The sequence below is a fragment of the Hymenobacter jeollabukensis genome, from assembly GCF_005771675.1.
GTDB classification, from domain to species: domain Bacteria; phylum Bacteroidota; class Bacteroidia; order Cytophagales; family Hymenobacteraceae; genus Solirubrum; species Solirubrum jeollabukense.
In genome coordinates this window covers 60,537-82,606 of the sequence record NZ_VAJM01000002.1, presented here as the reverse complement: position 1 = coordinate 82,606, position 22,070 = coordinate 60,537, and the positions used below count along the sequence as shown (strand labels likewise).

The window sequence follows — 22,070 nt, the reverse complement described above, 5'->3', positions numbered from 1 at the left end:
CGGAAAAACGAAATGAGGCCGCGAAGGACGGCCGCCGCCAGGCACGGCGCAAGAACGCACCGCCGCGGCAGGCTACTTACACCGGGGTAAGTTTTGGGCCGCGGGCGCCGGCTGGGGCCTTAATTCCGGCTGACGGCCGTCGCTATTTTTTCGCGCTGGTGGCTGCGGCCCCAGTGCCACATCTGCTTGAGCACCGGGCAGAGCGTGTAGCCGTGCGGGGTCAGGCTGTACTCGACGCGCGGCGGCACCTCCGGAAATACCTCGCGCCGCACCAGGCCGGCGGCTTCCAGCTCGCGCAGCTGCTTGGTCAGAATCCGCTCACTGACGGCCTCACCCAAGTGGCGGCGCACCTCGCTGAAGCGGCGGGGCTGCGGGTTCAGGAAGATGAGGATGTCGGCCTTGTGCTTGCCCTTGATGCAGTGCACCAGCGCGTCGATGGGATTGTCCATGCCGCGAGTGTACGCAAAACGCCCGCAGCAGTGGCGGCCACCGACATAGCCCGCCACCGCCCCAGGCCGGTCCGAAATCGAAGGCTAGCACCTCGAAATCGACCCTTTTTACTCCGATTTGGACGGATAGACCCTCGGAATTGGCTCTTTTTTGCTCAAAATCGAGGGCCTACTTCCCGAAATCAGCCCTTTTTTGCTCGATTTCGAGGGTCGAACCGTCGAAATCGACTCTTTTTAGATCGAAATCGGGGGGCAGACCCTGGAAATAGAGGGGCCGACCCTTGATTTCCGGTGGGTGGCGTGCTCGTCCGGCCGCGGTTGGCGAACTTTGCGGTCCTTCGTTCGCGTTTGCCTCGTCTATGCCTCAACCCGCTGCCTCCGTCACCCTCAAGCCTGGTAAAGATCAATCCCTGCGTCGCCTGCACCCCTGGGTGTTTTCGGGCGCCATAGCCCGCCTGCAGGGCGAAGTGGTAGAGGGCCAGGTGGTGGCGGTGTACGCCCACAACGGCGAGCTGCTGGGCCAGGGCCACTACGCGCCCGGCTCCATTGCCGTGCGCATGCTCAGCTTCGGCGACGCGGCCCCCATCGACGAGCAGTTCTGGGTGCAGAAGCTGGGCAACGCCTACCGGCTGCGCCACAGCCTGGGCCTCGGGTCGAATCTCGGGGGCCAGGGTGCCACCAACGTGTACCGCCTCGTGCACGCCGAGGGCGACGGGGTGCCCGGCCTGATTATCGACGTGTACGGCGACGTGGCCGTGGTGCAGGCCCACAGCGCGGGCATGTACCAAGCGCGCCCGCACATTGCCGCGGCCCTGCAGCAGGTGGTGCCCGGCCTGCGCGCCATCTACGACAAGAGCAGCGAAACCGTGCCTGCCAAGGCCGCGCCCGGTGCCCAGAACGACTACCTGTTCGGCCAGAGCAGCGGCCAGGAGCACGTGGTGGAGGAAAACGGCCACCGCTTCGCCGTGGACTGGGAAACGGGCCAGAAAACCGGCTTCTTCATCGACCAGCGCGACAACCGCGCCCTGCTGGCCCGCTACGCCCCCGGCCGGCGGGTGCTGAACACGTTCTGCTACACCGGCGGCTTCTCGGTGTACGCCCTGCAGGCTGGGGCCGAACTGGTGCATTCCGTCGACTCCAGCAAGAAAGCCATCGAGCTGACCAACCGCAACGCCGAGCTGACCGGCCTGCAGGACAAGCACGAGGCTTACGCCCAGGACGTGTTCACCTTCCTCAAGGACCGCCACAACCAGTACGACCTCATCGTGCTCGATCCGCCGGCCTTTGCCAAGCACCTTTCGGCCCGCCACAACGCCCTGATGGGCTACAAGCGCCTGAACGTGGCCGGCATCAAGCAGATTGCGCCCGGCGGGCTGCTGTTCACCTTCAGCTGCTCGCAGGTGGTGAGCATGGAGCTGTTCGAGGGCGCCATCATGGCCGCCGCCATCGAGGCGGGCCGCCCGGCACGCATCCTGCACCGCCTCACCCAGCCCGCCGACCACCCCGTGAGCCTCTTCCACCCCGAGGGCGAGTACCTGAAGGGCCTGGTGCTGGCCGTCGACTAGGGCATACCCAGTCGCTTGCTGGCCGATTGCGTCACGCGCTTGAAGGTGAGCGTGTTGCCGCGCCCGCCCACCGGGCTCAGCTGCAGCCGGGTGGCCGTCACGCCCACCAGGTAGTAGCACATGTTGTCGGCCGCGGTGGTTTGCAGGTACAGGCTGCCGTTCGATTTGGTGCCCGGCGCGGCGTCGCAGGCGCGGTCGAGCACGCGCAGGGAGCGGGCTTCGTCGGGCTGGCCGGCGTACCGCTCGATGTACTGCTTATCGGTAATGACGAGCAGAAAGTCATTGTCATCGGCTGATTGCCAAGTGCCTTTGAGCAGGGCGCGGGTCGGAGTGGCAGCCGCCATCTGTGCCGGTTTAGCGGCCTTGGCGGGCGTTTGGGCCGCCGCAGGCCAGGTCAGCAGCAGGCCGGCCGCCAGCAGTAAGTAGTTGGTCATAAGTCGCGGAATAGAGCGGCGCGAAGCTACGGGCTGCGTGGGAATAACGCGGCAAGGCGCGCCTGCGGGCGGCACGTTGCCCCGCAGTGGTGAAACAAAAACCGGGCGCGGCCACAACGGCGGCGCCCGGTTTGGGTATCTGTACTTGGCGTCGGCTCAGCGCACGATTTCCACCCAGCCCTTGGCCGTGATGCCGCCATCGGGGGCGCGGAGCAGGTAGTAGTAGATGCCATTGGGCAGCCGGCCGCCGTCCCACTCGCCCTGGTAATCGCGGCGCTCATACACCTGGTTGCCCCAGCGCGAAAACACCTGCAGGTAGCCCGGGCAGCCGCCCACCCGCGGCCGGAAGGTGTCGTTGTCGCCGTCGCCGTTCGGGGTGATGATGTTGGGCAGAAAAGCGGCCTGCACGGCCACCGGCGGCAGCGTCAGCTGGGTGGTGCAGGGGCCGGTGCCCGCCCCGGGCAGCCCGACGCGGGGCTGAAACGTGCCGGCCGTGAGGTAGCGGTGCTCCACCACCGCGCCGGTGGCCGGGGCCGTGCCGTCGCCGAAGTCCCAGCTGACCTGCCCGGCCGTGGGGCCGGTGGCTTCGAAGCGAATCAGGCGCGGGGCTACGTCGGTGGTCTGGCAGGCCGGGGCCGTCCAGCTAGCGGTGGGCGTCAGCTCGGCGGGCACCGTCACGCGGTAGGGCTGCGAGCCGCAGCCGCCGGGCAGGGTGTAGGTCAGCACGCTGGTGCCGGGCGCGGCGGGCGGGGTAAACAAGCCAGTGGGCGTCACGCCCGCGCCGCTCCAGGTGCCGCCGGCTGGTTGGGCGCGCAGCTGAAAGGGCTTCAGATCGAGGCAGAGCACGGTATCGGCCGGCAGACTGATGGGTGACAACAGAATGACCTCCACCTCCTGCGTGACGGTGATGGGGCAGTCGATGCCCAGCAGCGCCTCGAAGTTGACCGCGTAGGTGAGCGTGTGGCGGCCGGGGCCGGCCAGGGCCGGGTTGAAGCGGTTGCCGCTCACGCCGGGGCCGCTGAAGGTGCCCCCGGCCGGCGTAGCGGCCAGCACCACGCCGTGCGGCGGCACGCCCACGCAGAAGCTCACCGGCGGCACGGGCTCGAACTCCACCGTGGGCGGCACGATTACGCCGATGGTGAGCTGCCCGCTGCCGGGGCACTGCCCGGGCACGGTGGAGGCCGGGCCGGCATACGACAGCACCTGATTGCCGGCCAGGGCCGGGCTGGGCGTGAAGAAATACCCTGCAGCGGCCGAGCCTGTGACGCCGGGACCCGTCCAGGTACCGCCCGTTGGAGTAGCCTGGAGGGCCACGCGGCCAGAATAAGCACACACCAGCGCGCGTGAGGCCGACAGGGTCACCGTCGTGCCCGTGCCGAGCTGCACCATGCGGGCTTTTTGGGCCGGGCAGGTGCGCTGGCTGGTATCCGGGGCGGTATACTTCAGCGCCAGCATCCCCGTCATGCCCGCGGTGGGCGTGAAGGTGAAGCCGGTAGCTACCGAGCCCGTCACGCCGGGGCCGCTCCAGGTGCCGCCGGCGGGCAGCCCGCCCCACAGCCGGATGGAGCCGCTGCTGGTGCACAGAACGGTATCGGGCGGCACGGTGGCCACCCCGCCGGGCGGGCGCACAATGACCAGGAGCGTATCGGTGGGCATGGGGCAGCGGCGGTTGCCGGGGAAGGAATACAGCAGCGTGTGTGTGCCCAGCCCGGCCAGATTGGGCGTGAAGTAGTAGCCCGAGATATTGTTGCCCGTCACGCCCGGCCCCGTCCAGATGCCCCCGGCCGGTGTGCCAAACAGCGGGGTGGCCGGGTCGTTCAGGCAGGCTTTGCGGGGCGGGCCGGCATCGAGGAAGCGGCGGCCCAGCACCACGATGCGCTTGACGCCCACGGCCGGGCAGCGCCCGCCCGGTACGGTGTAGCTCAGCAGGTGCGTGCCCGGGCCGGCCGCCACTGGGTCGAAGGTGGCGCCGCTGGCGGTGACCGTCACGGCCGGGCCGCGGTAGGTGCCGCCGGCCGGGAAGCCGTGCAGCGGCACCAGCGCCGGCGGCGGCCCCTGCGGCTGCAGGCATATGGTGTCGGCGGGGGCGGTGAGGCGGGCCAGGGCCTGGGGCAGCACCCGCACGTAGCGCGTGCTGGTGCCGGCGCAGAGGCCGGTCAGCGGGCTGGTGTAGGTGAGCTGCTGAGTGCCCACGAGCGTGGTGTCGGGCAGGAAGAAAAAGCCACTGGCCACCGAGCCCCCGACGCCCGCGCCGCTCCAGGTGCCGCCGGCCGGCGAGCCGCCCAGCGGCACCTCGCCGCCGCGGGCGCACACCACCAGGGTATCGGCCGGCGCGGTGCCGGTGCCAGCGACAAAGGCAAGCTTGAAGGCGGCGTTGTTGCAGTGCACCGAGCCGTTGGTGGCTTGGTAGGAGTTGGCGCCGGCCGGTATTGGAATGCCGGTGCCCGCGCCCTGGTTGCAGGCGCACAGGGCCTGAAACAGCGTGCCCTGGGCGTTGAAGCGCGAGGAGCCGCCGTCCACGTGGTCGTCGGCGGCCGAGCCGTAGAACGAGGCGTAGTCCAGGGTACGGGCCTCGTCGGAGAGCTGCATCAGGTAGAAGTCGTTGCCGTCGGTGGTGGCCTGCAGGGCGTTGCTGCTCACGGGCAGGCCCAGGGTCGAGCCGTTGTTCGGGTCGATGCCCCCGCCCCAGCCCGCCAGCAGCAGGCGGCCGGCGCAGTCCACATCGAAGGCCGTGGGCGAAATGTCGGTGGTGGGGCGGCCCGCGCCGAGCAGGGTCGCAAAGCCAGCCGTGCGCAGGGTGGGCGCCAGCTGCTGAATGAACAGGTGGCCGTTGCTCTGCCCGTAGCGGCCGGTGCTGGCCACCGGCCAGGTGTTGTTGCTCAGCGTCTGGCCCAGCACGTACACCTGGTTGGTAGGCCCGCCGCGCCGCACGAAGTAGGCCTGGTCGTAGCTGCCGGTGCCCAGGTAGGTCGACTGCGTCAGCGCCCCGCCGGCCGTGACGCGCGCCACGAAGCCGTCGACGCCGCCGGCCAGGGTGGTGAGGTAGCCGTTGGCCACGCCGGCCAGGTTGGCGCTGGTGGTGCCGCCGGCTACCAGCAGGTCGCCGGTGGCTTCCTCGCGAAACAGGGAATAAGCCGCGTCGGCGCCCTGTCCGCCCAGCGGCGTGGCCCAGCGCACCCGGCTCAGGCTGGAGTCGAGGCTCAGCACCAGGCCGTCGGAGAGGCCGCCGCGGTAGGCGCTGCTCAGGCCCGGAAAGTCGGGGCTGCTGGTGGTGCTGGCCACGTACACGTTGCCCTGCGCATCCAGGGCCAGGTCGCCGCGAAACGGGTCGCCGTGGTTGTGGGCCAGGCGCGGGGCGGCGGCCAGCGGGTTGGTCAGGCCGTCGGTGCCGGTGCCGCCGAGGTAGGTGCTGGCCCGCAGCCGGCCGCCGCTGGCACTCAGGCGCGTGAGCACCAGATCGGTGCCGCTGGTGAGCGTGATGGACAGGCTGGTGCCGTAGGGCGAAATGGCCGGGCCGCCGCGGAAGCTGCGGCCCAGTGCGCCGGTGGTGGTGGGGTAGGTGCCGGAGGAAGTGGAGCCAAGCAGCAGTAGCTCCCCGCGGGCATTGACGAGCAAGCTGTGCGGAAAATCGGCGCCGTTGCCGCCCAGGTAGGTGGCCCAGGCCCGGGCCGCCGGCCCGGTGCTGCCGGCCACGAACTTCATCACCGCCACGTCGATGTTGCCGGCGAAGGTGGTCTGGTAGGCGCCGGTGGTGGTGGGGAAGCCCGGGTCGAAGGCCACGCCGGCGGTGTAAAGGTTGCCCTGCGCGTCGTAGGTCGAAGCGAAGCCCCAGTTTTCCACCGCCGAGCCGGTGTAGCTGGCAAACTGCACCACCGGGTCGATGACCAGCGGGCGGGCGTGGTCGTAGCGGCCCAGGCGGAAGCTCACCGTGGCGCCCTGCAGCTGAAAGGCGCAGGCCACAGGCTGGCGCCGGCCCCGCGCGTCGAGCTGCCAGGCCTGGGGCCGCTGCTCGGTCAGCAGCCCGGCGGCGGTTTGGATGACGAGGTTGCCGGTGGCCGCGTCCAGGCGCAGGCTTTCGGCGCCGTGGTAGCGCAGACGGGGCCGGGTGGCGTCGGCGCCGGCGGCCAGCAGCAGGTCGTATTCCAGCTGATGCGCGGCGTTTTCCTTCAGCACCACGTCGGTGCCGGGCCAGGGCTGGCGGTAGCGCAGCTGCCGCCAGGCGCGGGCGTCGGCGGCCCAGTGGCGGCTTTCGCTGCCGTGAATGAAGTGGTAGGTATCGGGGGCGGGCTCCTCGGCGGCCAGCGCGGCGCCGGCCACGGCATCCTCGAACTCTACCCGCACGGCGTGCACCGTCAGCGGCTGGTTGGCGGCGCCCGGCGGCTCCTGTCCTTTGCGGGGCGCGTGCCGGGGCAGCCCGGCGGCCAGCACGTAAGTCAGCCCATCGAGCCGGGCAAACACGCGGGCGGCCGGACTGAGCTGGGCCGCGTAGCGCACGGGCTCGGCCCACTGCCCACGGTTTTCCACGAAGGCAAGCCGCTCAGCTGGGTCGGCAGCGCGGGCGGTGAGGGGTAGTAGTCCGGCAAATAAGAAAAATCGTGTAAGGATTCGGATCATAAGCAGGTTGGGATTCAACAGGCAGGGCGGGCAGGCCGGAACGAGCAGCGCTACGGAAGAATATGAGAATAATTATGTTTCGTGAGCTGGAATTATGCTAGTGGTAATAAGCCGGTTGGCCTAGGGTAAACATATCCGCTGGGTGGCGCTTTTCAAACCGTATTGCCGAAAGTCCTATACTTTAAGGCCGCAATATTCCTGCCACCAAATGGGCCACGCAGTAATAGTCCGCAGTTACCATTCATTAGATAAGTATTGACTATAAAACCGCTCTGCCTACTTCCGCTTGCGTTGCTGCTCGGCGCGACAGACCCGCTCAAAACCCTGCCCAAGACCACGCAGGAAGGCAAGAACACGATGGGTTGCCTCGTCGACGGCAAGGCCTGGACGCCCCAGGCAGCAGCGGTTGCTTGACCGGTTGTGGCGCCGTCGAGCCCATTTTTGCGCGCTGGCGGCGGCTACGAACCAACGGTTTGGGCGGCGGATTCACCCTTTCTTTCGATCGAATCCAAAAAGATGAAACGCAGTCGTACCTAGGCTTTTACGTGCCCGGTCTGGCGCAGGCGGGCCCGGTAGCGCTGGACCAAACCGCCGACCCGTACTTGGGCGGAGCCAACCCAGCCTACGGGCGCTACAGGTACTACAGCAGCCTGCCATACCCCGACTACCGCACCGGCCCGGACGCTAGCGGCACGCTCATCCTCACACGCTTTGACACAGTAGCCTGCATTGCCGCCGGCACGTTCTCATTCACCGGCCGCTACGCCGCCAGTGGCCAAACGGTGCAATTGACGGAAGGCCGCTTCGATGTGCGTTTTGCGAAGCAATAGAGCCTTGTCAACCCCACAAAAAAACCGGGCGCTGCCGCAGTGGCAACGCCCGGTTTCCGGGTTGGCGCGAGGCCGGCTCAGGGCTTACTTGCCCTGCTCGGTCTTGCTCTTCTCCTTGGAGCCGTCTTCGTCGGACTTCAACTTCTTCTTGTCCTTCTTGCCGTCCTCCTTCATTTTCACCTTGGTCTTCTTGTCGCTGGTGGTCGGCGCCACGGGCGTCATGGCCGGGGCCGGCTCGGCGGCTACGACCGGGGCCACCGGGTTGCCGTCGGCGTCCAGCTCGATGACCTCGTAGCCCAGCTGCCGCAGCTCCGGCAGGTACTTCTTGTCGCCTACGGTCACGATGTACATCTGCTCGGGCAGATACTTGCCGGCCAGGGCCTTCACGTCCTCCTTGGTGAGGTTGTTCAGGATTTCGGTCTGCTGCTTCACGTAGTCGGTGGGCAGGTCGTACTCCACCAGGCGCGAGAGGAACATGGCCTTCTGCTGGCCCGTCTCGTACTTCAGCGCGTCGCTCTGGCCGATGCTGGCTTTCAGGAAGGCCAGGTCCTCATCGGTGATGCCGTCCTTGCGGAAGGTCTCAATTTCTTTCATGAACTCCTTCACCGAGGCGGCCGAAGCGTCGGCGCGCACGCCGGCCTGGGCCGTGAACGGACCGGCGTAGCGGTTGCCCTGGAAGCCCGAGCGGGCCCCGTAGGTATAGCCTTTGTCTTCGCGCAGGTTCAGGTTGATGCGCGAGTTGAAGGCGCCGCCCAGGATGTAGTTCATCAGGTAGGCGCGGTAGTACTCACCCGTCGCGTCGTAGGGCAGGCCCACGTAGCCGATGCGGATTTCCGACTGCGGCGCGTTGTCCTTGTTGACGAAGTACAGCTTGGTCTTGTCCGTCTTGCTCGAGGCCACCGGCTTGGGCAGGGTCACCGGCTTGGTGGCCCAGCTGCCCAGGAAGCCCAGCTTGGGCGTAATGGCGGCCTGCGGCTGGTCGCTCACCACCACCAGGTGGCTGATGTTGGGCGCGTAGTAGTTCTGGTAGAACTGCTTCACGTCGTCGAGCGTGAGGCTGCCCACCGTGGCGGCCGTGCCCGAAGTCGGGGTGGCCATGATGTCGTTCTGGCCGTAGAGCAGGCGGTTGTAGGTCTTATCGGCAATGACCACCGGCTGGGTGTTCTGGTTGGCAATGCCTTCCAGGGCCTGCTTCTTGAGGCGGTCGAAGTCGTCCTGCTCAAACTTGGGGTGCAGCAGGCGCTGGTCCAGCAGGGCCAGGGTCTTGTCCAGGTTTTTGGTCAGGCTCTGCACGTACACCGTGGTAGCGTCGCCGCCCGAGCTGATGCTGATGTTGCTGCCCAGCTTCTCCAGCTCGGCGTCGAACTGCTCGGCCGAGTACTTCTCGGTGCTTTCCTCCATCATGCCGGCCGTCAGGGCCGCAATACCGGCCTTGCCGGGCATGGCCCCCTCGAGGCGGTGGCCGCCGCGGATGGTGAGCATCATGGTGGTGGTCGGCATCTCCGTGTTCTGGGTACCGATAACCTTCAGCTGGTTAGCCATGTCGGCCTTCCACACCGTGGGCACGGCTACCATCGGGGCCTGGCCGGCCTTGGGCTGCTGGGCGCGGTCGAAGTTGTCTTTGGCCTTCACGTACTTCAGGCCAGCGTACTCGTCCTTGGGCGCCTTGAAGCCCGACTGATCCACCTTGAAATTGTCGGCTTTGGCAATGAGCTCGGGGTTGGCCTTGGGCACCACGCTCAGGATGACGGCCTTCTTGCCGATGATGTACTGCTTGAACACGCGCTCCACGTCGGCCTTGGTCAGCGACTGAATGCGCTTCAGGTCGATGGGCAGGCGGTTGGGGTTGCCGGTCTGGTACTGGTACGAGGCCAGCGTGGTCACCTTGCCGCTCACGCTCTGCAGGCGGTTGATCAGGTCGGCTTCGGTCGAGGCTTTGTAGCGGGCCACGTCCTCATCGGAGATGCCGCGCTTGGCCAGCTCGTCGATGGAGGCGCGCATGATGGTTTCCAGCTCGCTCAGCGGCTTGCCGGGCATGCCCAGCGCCACCATCGTGAATTCCCCGCCCAGCTCCGACGTGGGGTGGTAGGCCTGCGCCTGCACCGCCTTCTGGTTTTTCACCAGGTTCTGGTACAGCGGCGAGGTCTTGGAGCCGCCCAGGATGGCGGCCAGCGCGTCGATGGCAGGTTCGTCGGCGTTGTTGTTGGGCACCGTCGGGAAAACCATCTGCAGCATCGGGAAGCGCACGTTGTCCTGGTAGCTCACGTAGCGGTCCTGGGTCAGCACGGGCTCGGGCAGCTTCATGTTCTGCACGGCCGGGCCAGCCGGGATGGTGCCGAAGTACTTCTCCACCAGCTTCACCACGTCGGCCGTTTTCACGTCGCCGCCCACGGTCACGGTGGCGTTGTTCGGGCCGTACCAGCGCAGGAAGAAGTTCTTCAGGTCGTTGACGTCCGAGCGGTTCAGGTCTTCCAGGTAGCCGATGGTCAGCCAGCTGTACGGATGGCCGTAGGGGTACAGCGCCTTGCTCACGTTTTCCGAGGCCAGGCCGTAGGGACGGTTGTCGTAGTTCTGGCCGCGCTCGTTTTTCACGGTGCTGCGCTGCACTTCAAACTTCTTCTCCGTCACCGCGTCGAGCAGGAAGCCCATGCGGTCGGCTTCCAGCCACAGGGCGGTTTCCAGCTGGTTAGAGGGCAGCGTTTCGAAGTAGTTGGTCCGGTCGCGGTTGGTGGTGCCGTTCAGCGTGCCGCCCGAGGAGGACACAATCTTGAAGTGCTGCTCGTCGCCCACGTGGTCGGAGCCCTGGAACATCATGTGCTCGAAGAAGTGGGCAAAGCCCGACTTGCCGATGGTTTCGCGGGCCGAGCCTACGTGGTAGGTCACGTCGACGTGCGCGATGGGGTCGGAGTGGTCTTCCGACACGATGAGCGTGAGGCCGTTGGGCAGCACGTACTTCGAGTAGGGAATCACCACTTCGCCGGGTTTGCGGGTTACTTGCTCGATGAGGCGGGTGCCGCCGGCGGTGGCTTTGGTGGCCGTGGCGGTTTTGGCGGCAGGCTTGGCGGCCGTCTTGGTCTGGGCCGAAGCGACCTGGGGCGCGGCGGCCGTCAGGAAGGCTCCCAGGCCGAGCAGCAACAGTTGGTTGCGGTTCATACGGAGGACAGAGTGGGGGTAAAGGAGTGAGGCAAGGTAAGGAGCCGCCGGCAAACGGCGGGAAATTCCCGTTAAGGACGCAACCTAAGTCATTGAGGCTGCGTATCAGCGCCGCAATCTACCAACCGGCCGGGCTACGGCCCCAACGCGGCCGCCCCCGGGGACAATGCCTGCCCTGATTTCGCCCCAAATGGCACCGCCCCGGGCCAAAGCTGACCCGGGGCGGCGGACTGGCAGCGGCTAACGCCGGTTTACTGCAGGGGCAGGTTCTCAAAGGAGCCGTTCAGCGTCAGGTTGCAGCGCAGGGCGGGCGGGCTGCTCATCGCGCTGCTGAACGGGTCGATGATGTCGTTCATCTTCAGGGTGTAGCTCCCGCTAAGCAGGCGACGCTGCTGGTCGTACGCCGTGATGACCACCTGGCCATCCATATAGTTGGCGTTGCTGAGGAACAGGCGGCCATTGGAACCAGCGGCGGAGCGGTTGGCCGTAAACGTGTACGCAACCTGGGCAATGGCGCTGGCGGGCGTGGGCAACGACTGCAGCGCGTAAGTGCCGGTCAGGCCCGCCGTGAGCCGGGCTATGGGGAGCGTGAAACTCACCGCATCTTGGCCTGCCTCGGGCTCAAACGAGAGCAGCAGCTGGTCGGCGGTCAGGCGGCCCGACGCTTTCACATCGGCCGGGGCATACGATATGCCGGCCGATGTGGCATTGCTCGGATAATAGAATACGCGGTTCATTTCGTGGCGCGCCACGGCCGGGGCCTCGGGCTGCGGGTCGTCAGATTTCGAGTCGCAGGAGGCGGCGCCGACCAGCAGGCTGGCGGCAAGTAGAGCAAGGCGTAGCGTTTGCATAGGGCAGATATGAGGTGGGGGTAGCGGGCTGATTTCCCAACTCCGTGCCATAGAGTGAGGGGAAAGTGCCGCATGGTTGGCCGCTGGCAGTAGCGGGCTGGTTGTTAAGAGGATTGTTTTTTGCCGCGGGCTGGTACCAACCACTCGTTGGCAGGTCCCAGCGTTGTCAAGGGCTGGTCAACTGACCACGGGCTGCGACGGTTCGGCGGGTGGCGCCGGCCAGCTGCTAAGGGCTGAATTCGGGGCGGCGCTGAGCTTGGTAAACCCGGCAAAAGCCCCATTTTGCACGCCAAACCTCGCCTCGTACATCCTCCTATGCGCTTTTCTCTGCTCCCGGCCGCGCTGCTGGGTTTGCTGCTGGCCGGCTGCCAGAACAATTCAACCTCTGCCGACGACGGCATCACGGCCGCCATCATCGGCCGCCACCTGCAGCGGCTGGCCTCCGACGAGTTTCAGGGTCGCAAGCCCTTCACCGCCGGCGAAACCAAAACCACCGAGTACCTCGCCGGCGAGTTCAAGAAGCTGGGCCTGCAGCCCGGCCCCGGTGGCAGCTACTTCCAGAACGTGCCCTTGGTGGAAATCGACGCCACGCCGGCGCCGACCATGCAGCTCAAGGGCAAAGGCCAGCCGCTGACGCTGCGCTACAAGCAGGATTTCGTGGCCGTGACCCGGCAGGAGCAGCCGCGCGTGAGCGTCGACAACTCGCCGGTGGTGTTTGTGGGCTACGGCGTGGTGGCGCCCGAATACGGCTGGGACGACTACGCGGGCGTCGACATCAAGGGCAAAACCGTGGTGGTGCTCATCAACGACCCCGGCTTCATCATCAACGACCCGAAGCTGTTCAAGGGCAAGGCCATGACCTACTACGGCCGCTGGACCTACAAATACGAGGAAGCCGCCGCCCACGGAGCTGCCGCCGTGCTCCTGGTGCACGACACCAAGCCGGCCTCCTACCCGTGGTCGGTGGTGGAAAGCAGCTGGAGCGGCACGCAGCTCTACCCCGAAAACGACGCGCCCAACTCGTTCACCAGTTCGTTGCAGGGCTGGATTACGCTGGACGCGACCAAGCGCCTGCTGGCGGCCGCCGGGCAAGACTACGCGCAGCTGCTGAAAGAGGCTAACAGTCCGGGCTTCAAACCTCGGGAGCTGGGCCTGAACCTGAGCGCCAGCCTCACAACCAAAGTGCGCCGCATGGCCTCCAAAAACGTGGTGGCCGTGCTGCCCGGCACCGAGCGCCCCGACGAATACGTGCTCTACACCGCCCACTGGGACCACCTCGGCATCGGGCCCGCCGTGCAGGGCGACTCCATCTACAACGGCGCCGTCGACAACGCTTCGGGCTGCGCGGCCTTGCTCAACATTGCCCAGGCCTTCGCGCAGGCCAAGGAGAAGCCCAAGCGCAGCATCGTGTTTCTGGCTGTGACGGGCGAAGAGCAGGGCCTGCTGGGCTCGGCCTACTACGCCGCGCACCCGCTGTTTCCGCTAAACAAGACCGTGGCCGACCTGAACATGGACGCCCTGGGTAGCTTCGGCCCGATGAAGGACCTGACGGTGGTGGGCTTCGGCCAATCGGAGCTGGATGACTACGCCTCGGCGGCGGCCAAGGAGCAGGACCGTTACATCGTGCCCGACCAGACGCCCGAGCAGGGCCACTTCTTCCGCTCCGACCACTTCAGCCTGGCCCACGTGGGCGTGCCGGCGCTGTACGCCTCGGGCCGCGTCGAGAGCCGCGCCAAGGGCAAGGACTTCGCCAAGCAGCAGAACGACCTCTACGAGGAAAAGCACTACCACCAGCCCAGCGACGAGTACCGCCCCGACATGGACCTCGGCGGCATGGCCGAAGACGCCCGCCTGCTCTACCGCATCGGCCGCCGCCTGGGCGACGAAACCACCTTCCCGCAGTGGAAGCCCGGCTCGGAATTCAAGGCCATTCGCGACCGAAGCATGCCCGCCAAGCCCCAGGCCTAAGCGGGCAACATGCTGCACAAAACCGGCCCCGCCGCGGCCCCAGGTGTATGCCGGGGCTGCGGCGGGGCCGACTTCGTTGACAGAGTCGCTAAAACGCGCGGTAGCGGAAGTACTTCGGCTTCAGCCGGCGGCGGACGTAAGGCGGCAGCGGCTCGCCCTGGACGTAGGCCGTCACCACCTGCTCGTAGCGGGTGCGCCCGAACCGCACGGCGCGAAACACGCCGTAGCCCATCAGCGCGCTGCCCACCAGCATGTCGCGGTTGCTATCGATGCGCTGGCCTTCGGAGGTGCTATCGGTGCGCAGGGCCATGGCCACGGCCCCGGCCGTCAGCACGGCGCTACCCGCGTCGGCGTAGCCCACCGCGCCCTTGATGCGGTGCTCGAAGAGGTGGCGCACCGCCCGGATGGTGTCGGCGGCGGAGTAATGGGCCGTGGCCAGGCTGGGCGTGGCGGCGGGGCTGCCGGGCGTTTGGGCCCGAGCGGCGGAAGCAGCGGCAGCCAGCGCGAGCAGGAGGAATAAGCGACGCATAGAACGTAGGAAATAGCAAACGGCCCCGGCGCGAGGTGCCGGGACCGTCAGAGCTAAGATACGGGAAGCGGCTGGCCGGTTGCAGAACGGTAGTTGAATTGCCGCTGCCCGAGGGCCGAGAATTACCGCGTCAGCAGCACTTTCTGCTGGTAGGTGCCGGCCTCGTTGCGCAGCCGCACCACGTAAATACCGGCCGGCAGCGTGCCCGCCCGGAGCGTGGCGGTGTGCGGCCCGGCGGCGAGTTGGCCTTCCAGCAGGCGGCTCACCACGCGGCCCGTCACGTCGTACACCAGCAGCGAGGCGGCGCCAGCTGTGGGCAGGCGGAAGCGCAGCTCGGTGCTTTCGGCGAAGGGGTTGGGGTAGGCCGGCTGCAGCAGCGCCGTTTCGGCAGCCGCTTTGGCGGGCAGCAGCACCGTGAAGTTGGTCACCGGCGCGCTTTCGTTGTACAGGCGGTCCAGCGCGGTGATGGTATACATGAACTGCGGCGCGCCGGTCGGCGCTAGTTCCCGGTAGCGGGTGCTGTCCTGAATGGAGGCAATGTTGGCCGGGTTGGCCAGGTCGGCGGCGGTGGCCGGGCCGGTGTGGTAGGGAATCTTGTAAACCACGTACCAGCGGGCTACCTGCCCATCGGAAGCGGCCGGGCCGGGCTGCCAGCTCAGCCGCAGAAAGCCCGAGCCCTGGGTGTCGTTCCAGATGCCGGCCTGCACCGGCGTGGTGGGCGGCACGTTGTCCTTCCAGGGCATGGCGGGCACCAGGGCCTTGCTGCGGTAGAAGTTGGTGCGTAGAGAGTCGGCCACGCCCAAGGGGTTGGCCAGCAGCTCGGTGGACTTGTAGAACAGGCTGCCCTTTACGTTGCTCTGCTGCCGGGCCAGCCGCAGCTGCGAAGGAATTTGCGTGGGCTGGTTGAAGGCATCGGTGGCCGTGGCGCTGACTTTGTAAGCGGCGTGGCCCACGTACACGTGACGCGGCACGGCGGGCAGCACCTGCTGGTTCCACCACGGCACGATGAGGTCGTAGCGGGCGGCCGTGGTGGTGCTGGTCCAGTACACCTGCGGGGCCAGGTAGTCGACCCAGCCCTGCTGCAGCCACTTGCGCGAGTCGGCGAAGATGTCGGTGTAGCTCTGGAAGGCCGTGGTGGCGGTGCCGCCCACGCTGGTGCCGTTGCGCCACACGCCGGGCGGCGAAATGCCGAACTTCACCCAGGGCTTGGCCGCCTGAATGCTGTCGGACACGGTGTGCACGAACACGTCGATGTTGTCGCGCCGCCAGTCGGCCTTGGCGGTGAAGCCGCGCGGGTCGGCCGCGAAGGCCGCGTCGTCGTCGAACACCACGCCGGTCTGCGGCGCGGGGTAGAAGTAGTCGTCGAAGTGGATGCCGTCGACGTCGTAGCGGCGCACCACGTCCATGACCACCCGCGTGAGGTACTGGCGCACGGCGGGCAGGCCGGGGTTCAGCACGCGCAGGGTATTGAAAGGCACTATCCAGTCGGGGTGCAGGCGCGACACGTGGCTGGCGGCCACGCTGGAGGTGTTGGCGTTGGTGACGGCCCGGTAGGGATTAATCCAGGCGTGAAACTCCATGCTGCGCTTGTGCGCCTCCTGAATCATGAACTGCAGCGGGTCGTAGGCCGGCTGGGGGCCCACGCCCTGGGTGCCGCTCATCCACTCGCTCCAGGGCTCGAGGGTGCTCGGGTAAATGGCGTCGGCCGAAGCCCGTACCTGCACCACCACCGCGTTGATGCCGTTGGCCTTGTGGCGGTCGAGCAGGCTGATAAAGTCGGCGCGCTGCTGGGTGGGCGTGAGCGTTTTGAGGCGCGGCCAGTCGAGGTTGAACACGTGGGCCACCCACACGGCGCGCATTTCCTGCTTGGGCGGGGTGCTTGTAGTGGTTTGGGCCTGCGCCCCGGCTGCGCCCAGCAGGCTGGCCAGCAGTAATCCGGCCGCCCTCCGCAGGTGCCGCATCAGGTAAGAGTGTTTCATAAAAGAACGAGGATGGGAGTGTTGGGAAAGCAAATACAGCGCTTTTGTCCGATAAAACCGCGCACAATCAGCTCGTTGGCGTCGGCGCCACGTGTTTAGGTGGTAATAGCTGGCGCCCCGGTTGGCGGTTTAGGAGGTAAAGCAGTGGATATTGGGCTGCCTAGTGCCGCTGCCCCGCCCGGCTGTTCGGCGCCAAAGGCTGCACGCCGAAGAAAGGCTTCCGCGAACCGTGCGACGCCTCCGTGGCGGGCCACGCGGGACGGAACCGCCTGACCGCAGCCCCGCCGCTGCTCACCCGCCCCGACGCGGGCCGGGTGTGGCAGTAGCCGCCCGCAGAGCTAAAAGCCGGCCCGGCGCAAACAAAAGCCGCGGCCACCGGGTACCATAGGCAAGCTGGGCCGTAAGCCGCCCGGCCGGGGCGCGTTTGTTCACGCCGCCCTCACCCTTTGCCGCGTTAGTTGCCCGCATGGAAGCCGTCGACCAGGACTACCTCCGCCTCACGTACCGCCCCGACCTGCACCTGCTGTTTCTGCGCTGGGCGCGGCCGGTGTCGTCCGAAGAGCACCGCGCCGGCTACGAAGCCGCGCTGGCGCTGGCCCGCGACAAGCAGTGCAGCCACTGGCTGGTGGATCTGCGCACCCGCGGCCTGGCCGCGCCCGAGGACTTTCGCTGGGTGCTGACCACGTTTCGGCCGCAGTTGCGCGGCGTGCTGCCGGCCCCGCGCCGCCTGGCCTACCTCGTCACCCCCTACCAGGCCGACGCCATCGACGCCCGCCTGGCCGCCGAGGAATTTGGCTTGCCCGAAGAAATCCGCCGCGGCGCCGACGTGCGCGTGTTCATCGAGGAGCTGCCCGCCCAGCACTGGCTGCAGTCGGGCACCTGACCGGAGGTAGCGCGACCCGCAGGTCGACGAAGTCAACTTTCGGTTCGCGTAGCTCTGCACGACAACGTTCTGGCATACGAGAACTGAAAGTTGACTTCGTCGACCTGCGGGTCGCGCTACATCCACCCGATTCGGGCCTAACGCAAAACCGCCCCGGCTGCGCTTGGCAGCCGGGGCGGTTTCATCTTGAGCGTGAGGCTCGTTACGCCTGCGGGTTGGTCAGTACCGGCGTGTCGTAGCCGGGGTTTTCCATCACGGCGGCCACGTGGGTATCGTCGTCGTCGCGCACCCAAAGGGTGAGCAGGCCGGCTAGCACCATGCTGGCCCCACCGAGCACCAGCGTGTTCAGGGTGTTGCCGTGGAAGAGGTGCACCGTGAACCAGCCCAGGATGGTGGCCGCTACAATCTGCGGAATCACGATGAAGAAGTTGAACACGCCCATGTAGTAGCCCATCTTGTTGGCGGGCAGCGAGCCGGCCAGGATGGCGTAGGGCATCGACAGGATGCTGGCCCAGGCAATGCCCACCAGGCCCATCGAGACGATGATGAAGTCGGGGTTGGCAATGAACTTCAAGGACACCAGCCCCAGGCCGCCGAGCAGCAGGCAGAGCATGTGGGTGCGGCGGCGGCTGGTGCGGGCCGCAATCAGCGGAATGATGAAGGCGAAGACCGCGGCCACCCCATTGCGCACCGAGGAGCAGAGGCTGAGCCAGTCGGCCCCGTCGTTGTACTGCTGCTGCACGCGCTTGGCGGTGGCCTTTTCCGGATCGGTCAGCGGGGCTTTGTCCACGGCGTAGTTGGCCATGTTCAGGCTGATGACCTTGTCGGTATTATCGGCCTGAAACTGCTCGATTTCGGCCACGTCGCGCTTGAGCCCGTCCAGCTCCTTGGCGCCCGTGTTGGCGGCCGGCGCGCCGGTGATTTGCGCCCGCAGCTTCTCGTACAGCGGCGCGTCCACGCGCATGTTGTAGATGTTGCTGGTCACGGCGTTGGTGGCGTAAATCCACATCGAAAACAGCGCAAACCAGGTGAAGAACTGCACCACGGCCAGCTGCCGCATGGCCGGCGGCATGTGGAAGATGCCGGTAAACGACTCGCGCAGGCCGTCCCACATGCCCACCTTGGCGTTTTCGGCGCGGAAGGCCTCCATGTCCTCGGGCGGCGTTTCGCTGCTGGTCACCACGGTGTAGATAACCGAGCCGAGAAAGGCCGCCGCGCCCACGTAGAAGGCCCACTTCACCGAGGGCGGAATTTCGCCGGCCGGGGCCGTATTGCTCATGCCCAGCCAGTTGGTAAACACCCAGGGCAGCAGGGCCGCCACCACCGAGCCCACCCCGATAAAGAACGACTGCATGGCGAAGCCCGAGGTGCGCTGCTCCGAGGGCAGCTTGTCGCCCACGAAGGCGCGGAAGGGCTCCATCGAGATGTTGATGCTGGCGTCCATGATCCAGAGCATGCCGCCCGCCATCCACAGGGCCGAGGAATTGGGCATCACCAGCAAAGCCAGCGAGGCCAGAATGGCCCCGATCAGGAAGAACGGCCGGCGCCGGCCGAAGCGCGGGCTCCAGGTGCGGTCGGAGAGGTAGCCGATGATGGGCTGCACCAGCAGGCCGGTCACCGGGGCGGCAATCCACAGAATTGGAATATCGTCCTTGTTGGCCCCCAGCGTCTCGAAGATGCGGCTGACGTTGGAGTTCTGCAGCTCGAAGCCGAACTGGATGCCGAGGAAGCCGAAGCTCATGTTCCAGATTTGCCAGAACGAGAGCTGCGGCTTGCGCGCGGTGGAGGTGGAGGTACTGATTGCGGCGCCGGAAGCCATAAGGGAACGGGGTGTGGGAGTGCGGTGGCGGTTGGTGGTGACGAAGAGGAAATGATGCAAAAAGAACGTCATTCAGAGCGTAGCGAAGAATCTCGCGTGCTGATGACTGATAGTAAACTCAGTTCAACGAGGGAATTACTATCAAGCGAGATGTCTCGACTGCGCTCGACATGACGTTCTTTTAGTGCTATCAGCCCCCTAGTTCTTCGGTTCGATTTCGAGGATGACGGCCGACATGGGCGGCAGCGTGACGCGGGCCGAGGTGCTGCCGGTGCGGCCGTTGAGCACGTCGGTGTAGGTAAACTGGCTGCGCAGCGGGTCGAGGCCCATCAGCTTCCAGGCGGCGGCCGGAATCTGCAGGGTAGGCACGTAGGTCTGGGTGGGGCTGAAGTTGGCCACCACCAGCATCCGCTGCTTGTCGGTGAAGCGCAGGAAGCTGTAGAGCTTCTTGTCGTCGTACTCCTTGGCGAGGTTGTTGGCGTCCTGCAGCTCGTAGAAGCGGCCCTTGCGCAGGGCTTCGCTGCTGGCGCAGAGGTTGAGCAGGCGGCCGTAAAAGTCGCGCAGCTGCTTTTGCTGCAGGCTGAGCTTGCCTCCGTCGAAAGCGCCGCCGTTCAGCCATTTCTGGTGCTCGGGCACGCCCCAGTAGTCGAAGATGCTGGTGCGGCCGTCCTCCGAGCTGAAGCCCTCGGACCCGCGGCCCGGCTCCCCTACTTCCTGCCCGAAGTACACCATCACCGGGCCCGTGCCCAGCGTGGCCGATACCGTCATGGCCGGAATGGCGGGCTTGGTGTCGCCGGCAAAGTCCTTGGAGGCAATGCGCTGCTCGTCGTGGTTTTCGAGGAAGCGCAGCATGTGGGAGCTGAAGCCGCGGCTTTCCCGGCTCCACACGTCGGTGATGTCGCTCATCTTACCGCCGCCCACCATCAGGCGGCGCAGCCCGTCGTAGAGGCCCACCTTGTCGTAGAGGTAGTCGAAGTGGCCTTTTTCGAGGTAGGTGCGGTACTCCTTGGCGTTGTAGGCCTCGCCCATGAAGAGGATGCCCGGCTTCGCCTTTTTGACTTCGGGAATCACCCAGGCCCAGAACTCCACCGGCACCATTTCGGCCATGTCGCAGCGGAAGCCGTCGACGTCCTTCTGGGCCCAGAAGAGCAGGATGTCGCGCATCTTCAGCCAGGTGTCCGGAATCGGCTGGATATGCAGCTGGCGGCCGTGCTGGTAGTCCACGCCGTAGTTGAGCTTCACGGTTTCGTACCAGTCGTTGATGCTCGGCGCTTCGCTGAACACGTCGTTGCCGGTGGCCTTGGCGGGCATCTCCAGGTACTTGCCGTCTTCCTTCGGCCCCTTGGCCGTGGGGCCCAGCGGGTCGGCGCCCTGGGGCACCACGAAAGCTTTGCCGGGCAGGTAGTAGAAGTTGTTGTTGGGCGCGAAGGCCTTGGTTTTGTCGTCCTTCTCGCCCAGGTCCACCACGCCCGCCGGCTTGGCGTCCGACTTGTAGCTGCGCGCTACGTGGTTGGGAATGAAGTCGATGAATACCTTCAGCCCGTTCTGGTGGGTGCGCTTCACCAGGGCCTCAAACTCCTGCATGCGCTTGGGCACGTTCACCGCCAGGTCGGGCGACACGTCGTAGTAGTCCTTCACGGCGTAGGGCGAGCCGGCGCGGCCCTTCACCACGTCGGCGTCGTCCAGGGCAATGCCGAACTTGGAGTAATCGGTCATGGTGGCGTGCTCGAGCACGCCGGTGTACCACACGTGCGAGGCGCCCAGCTTCTTGATTTCCTGCAGGGCCTTGTCGCTGATGTCGTTGAACTTGCCGACGCCGTTTTCCTGCAGCGTGCCGTAGGGTTTGTTCAGGGTTTTCTGGTTGCCGAACAGGCGCACCATCATCTGGTAGACGATGATTTTGTGGTCCTGCACCGGCTCGTCGGTGGTATTCGGGTCGCCGGGGGCGGGGTCGAGGTAGTGCGCCATGGGCGGAGTCGCCGCGGGAAGAGGAGAAAAGGCGGTCAGGCCGAGGGTGAGAAGGGCAGCCGAAACCAGGATGGAGCGTCGCATATGGACGGTAATTTAGGCATTTGGGAACGTTTGCGGCCCGCCGAAGCGCGTTTTTCTTGCGCCGTTTCTTTAGGCTCGAAAGCCCGCAAACCTGGCTGTTGGTCAAGCGCCGCGTCCCAAAGTGCTAAAAATCACCATTCCTGCGTCACGGGGTGCAGCATCAGCTCGTCGACGACCACGTGGGCCGGGGCCTCCAGCACGTAGCGCACGGCCTGGGCCACGTCGATGGGCTGCAGGTGGGTCTTCTCCTTGTCGGGCGCGCCGGGCCGGGACTCGTTGAAGTAGGTATCTACCAAGCCCGGGTAAATCACGCTGACTTTGATGCCGTTCGGGCGGGCTTCCTTGCGCAGCGCGTCGAGCACCGCGTGCTGGGCGTATTTGCTGGCCCCGTAGGCCGTGCCGTGGGCGAAGGTGCGCTTGCTCACGTCGGAGGCAATGCCGATGATGTGGCCCCGCTGCTGCTCTTTCAGGTGCGGCAGCGCGGCTTTGCAGAGCAGGAAGGTGCCCTTCACGTTCACGTCGAACATCCGGTCCCACTCCTCGGCGCTGAAGTTTTCGAGCAGGTTGAACGAGCCCACGCCGGCGTTGCACACCACGATGTCGAGGCGGCCGAAGCGGCTCAGCGTCGCGCTCACGATGAGTTGGGCGTCGCGCTCGTCGCACACGTCGGCCACCACGGGCAGGCCGTTGGTTTTCTGGGCTACGTCCAGCAGCTCGTCCTCGGAGCGGGCTACGCACACCACCTGGGCGCCCTGCAGGGCCAGCAGCGTGGCAATGGCGCGGCCGATACCGCGGCTGGCGCCGGTGACGATGGCAACTTGGTTGGTGAGGTCGGTCATGGTTGGTTCTGGTGTGGTTCTGGTGTTTTTAGCCCGCAGAGGACGCGGAAGAAACGCAGAAGGCGCTGAGCTGTTCGGTAGTATACGCGCTCTGCGTCTTCTGCG

The 22,070-nt window shown here is 66.4% G+C and carries 14 protein-coding genes; 4 read left to right on the top strand and 10 right to left on the bottom strand.

Annotation, left to right across the window (positions count from 1 at the left end):
• Positions 1-119: 119 nt before the first annotated feature.
• Entirely contained in the window at positions 120-449 is a 330-nt protein-coding gene (locus FDY95_RS04410) for a winged helix-turn-helix transcriptional regulator (RefSeq protein ID WP_138075530.1), read from the bottom strand.
• Positions 450-808: 359 nt separating this feature from the next.
• On the opposite strand from FDY95_RS04410, the gene FDY95_RS04405 reads away from it, so the two are divergent.
• Complete coding sequence (locus FDY95_RS04405) at positions 809-2,014, top strand: class I SAM-dependent rRNA methyltransferase (protein WP_138075529.1); 1,206 nt, start codon at positions 809-811, stop codon at positions 2,012-2,014.
• On the opposite strand, the gene FDY95_RS04400 is transcribed toward FDY95_RS04405, so the two are convergent.
• Positions 2,011-2,448, bottom strand: coding sequence for a hypothetical protein (locus tag FDY95_RS04400; RefSeq protein ID WP_138075528.1), 438 nt, complete (start codon positions 2,446-2,448; stop codon positions 2,011-2,013). The two genes, FDY95_RS04405 and FDY95_RS04400, sit on opposite strands and share 4 nt — an antisense overlap.
• Positions 2,449-2,604: 156 nt before the next feature.
• Positions 2,605-7,062: a DUF7948 domain-containing protein gene (locus FDY95_RS04395; RefSeq protein ID WP_138075527.1), complete on the bottom strand. Its 4,458-nt coding sequence runs from the start codon at positions 7,060-7,062 to the stop codon at positions 2,605-2,607.
• Between the two features lie 473 nt (positions 7,063-7,535).
• Here FDY95_RS04395 and FDY95_RS04390 point away from each other — a divergent pair, with 473 nt between their 5' ends.
• Positions 7,536-7,892 (top strand): hypothetical protein, encoded by a 357-nt coding sequence (locus FDY95_RS04390; RefSeq protein WP_138075526.1) that lies wholly within the window; start codon positions 7,536-7,538, stop codon positions 7,890-7,892.
• Positions 7,893-7,976: 84 nt separating this feature from the next.
• On the opposite strand, the gene FDY95_RS04385 is transcribed toward FDY95_RS04390, so the two are convergent.
• Together FDY95_RS04385 and FDY95_RS04380 are read right to left on the bottom strand one after the other, a co-directional pair.
• A complete protein-coding gene (locus FDY95_RS04385; RefSeq protein WP_138075525.1) occupies positions 7,977-11,045 on the bottom strand; it encodes a M16 family metallopeptidase in 3,069 nt (1,022 codons plus the stop codon).
• 251 nt (positions 11,046-11,296) lie between these two features.
• Complete coding sequence (locus FDY95_RS04380) at positions 11,297-11,896, bottom strand: hypothetical protein (RefSeq protein ID WP_138075524.1); 600 nt, start codon at positions 11,894-11,896, stop codon at positions 11,297-11,299.
• 315 nt (positions 11,897-12,211) lie between these two features.
• On the opposite strand from FDY95_RS04380, the gene FDY95_RS04375 reads away from it, so the two are divergent.
• A complete protein-coding gene (locus tag FDY95_RS04375) occupies positions 12,212-13,864 on the top strand; it encodes a M28 family metallopeptidase (protein ID WP_138075523.1) in 1,653 nt (550 codons plus the stop codon).
• A gap of 88 nt (positions 13,865-13,952) precedes the next feature.
• On the opposite strand, the gene FDY95_RS04370 is transcribed toward FDY95_RS04375, so the two are convergent.
• Together FDY95_RS04370 and FDY95_RS04365 are read right to left on the bottom strand one after the other, a co-directional pair.
• Positions 13,953-14,393, bottom strand: a complete 441-nt coding sequence (locus tag FDY95_RS04370; RefSeq protein ID WP_138075522.1) for a hypothetical protein — start codon at positions 14,391-14,393, stop codon at positions 13,953-13,955.
• A gap of 122 nt (positions 14,394-14,515) precedes the next feature.
• Positions 14,516-16,372, bottom strand: a complete 1,857-nt coding sequence (locus FDY95_RS04365) for a family 10 glycosylhydrolase (protein ID WP_138075521.1) — start codon at positions 16,370-16,372, stop codon at positions 14,516-14,518.
• A gap of 466 nt (positions 16,373-16,838) precedes the next feature.
• On the opposite strand from FDY95_RS04365, the gene FDY95_RS04360 reads away from it, so the two are divergent.
• A complete protein-coding gene (locus FDY95_RS04360; protein ID WP_138075520.1) occupies positions 16,839-17,255 on the top strand; it encodes a hypothetical protein in 417 nt (138 codons plus the stop codon).
• Between the two features lie 202 nt (positions 17,256-17,457).
• Here FDY95_RS04360 and FDY95_RS26680 read toward each other — a convergent pair whose 3' ends face one another.
• The 3 genes from FDY95_RS26680 to FDY95_RS04345 all read right to left on the bottom strand — a co-directional run bounded on the left by FDY95_RS26680 (position 17,458) and on the right by FDY95_RS04345 (position 21,965).
• Positions 17,458-19,074 (bottom strand): MFS transporter, encoded by a 1,617-nt coding sequence (locus tag FDY95_RS26680; RefSeq protein ID WP_138075519.1) that lies wholly within the window; start codon positions 19,072-19,074, stop codon positions 17,458-17,460.
• Between the two features lie 198 nt (positions 19,075-19,272).
• On the bottom strand, positions 19,273-21,126 hold the full coding sequence (locus tag FDY95_RS04350; RefSeq protein ID WP_171025528.1) for an alpha-amylase family glycosyl hydrolase: 1,854 nt from the start codon (positions 21,124-21,126) through the stop codon (positions 19,273-19,275).
• Between the two features lie 131 nt (positions 21,127-21,257).
• Positions 21,258-21,965 (bottom strand): SDR family oxidoreductase, encoded by a 708-nt coding sequence (locus FDY95_RS04345; protein ID WP_138075518.1) that lies wholly within the window; start codon positions 21,963-21,965, stop codon positions 21,258-21,260.
• Positions 21,966-22,070 lie beyond the last annotated feature (105 nt).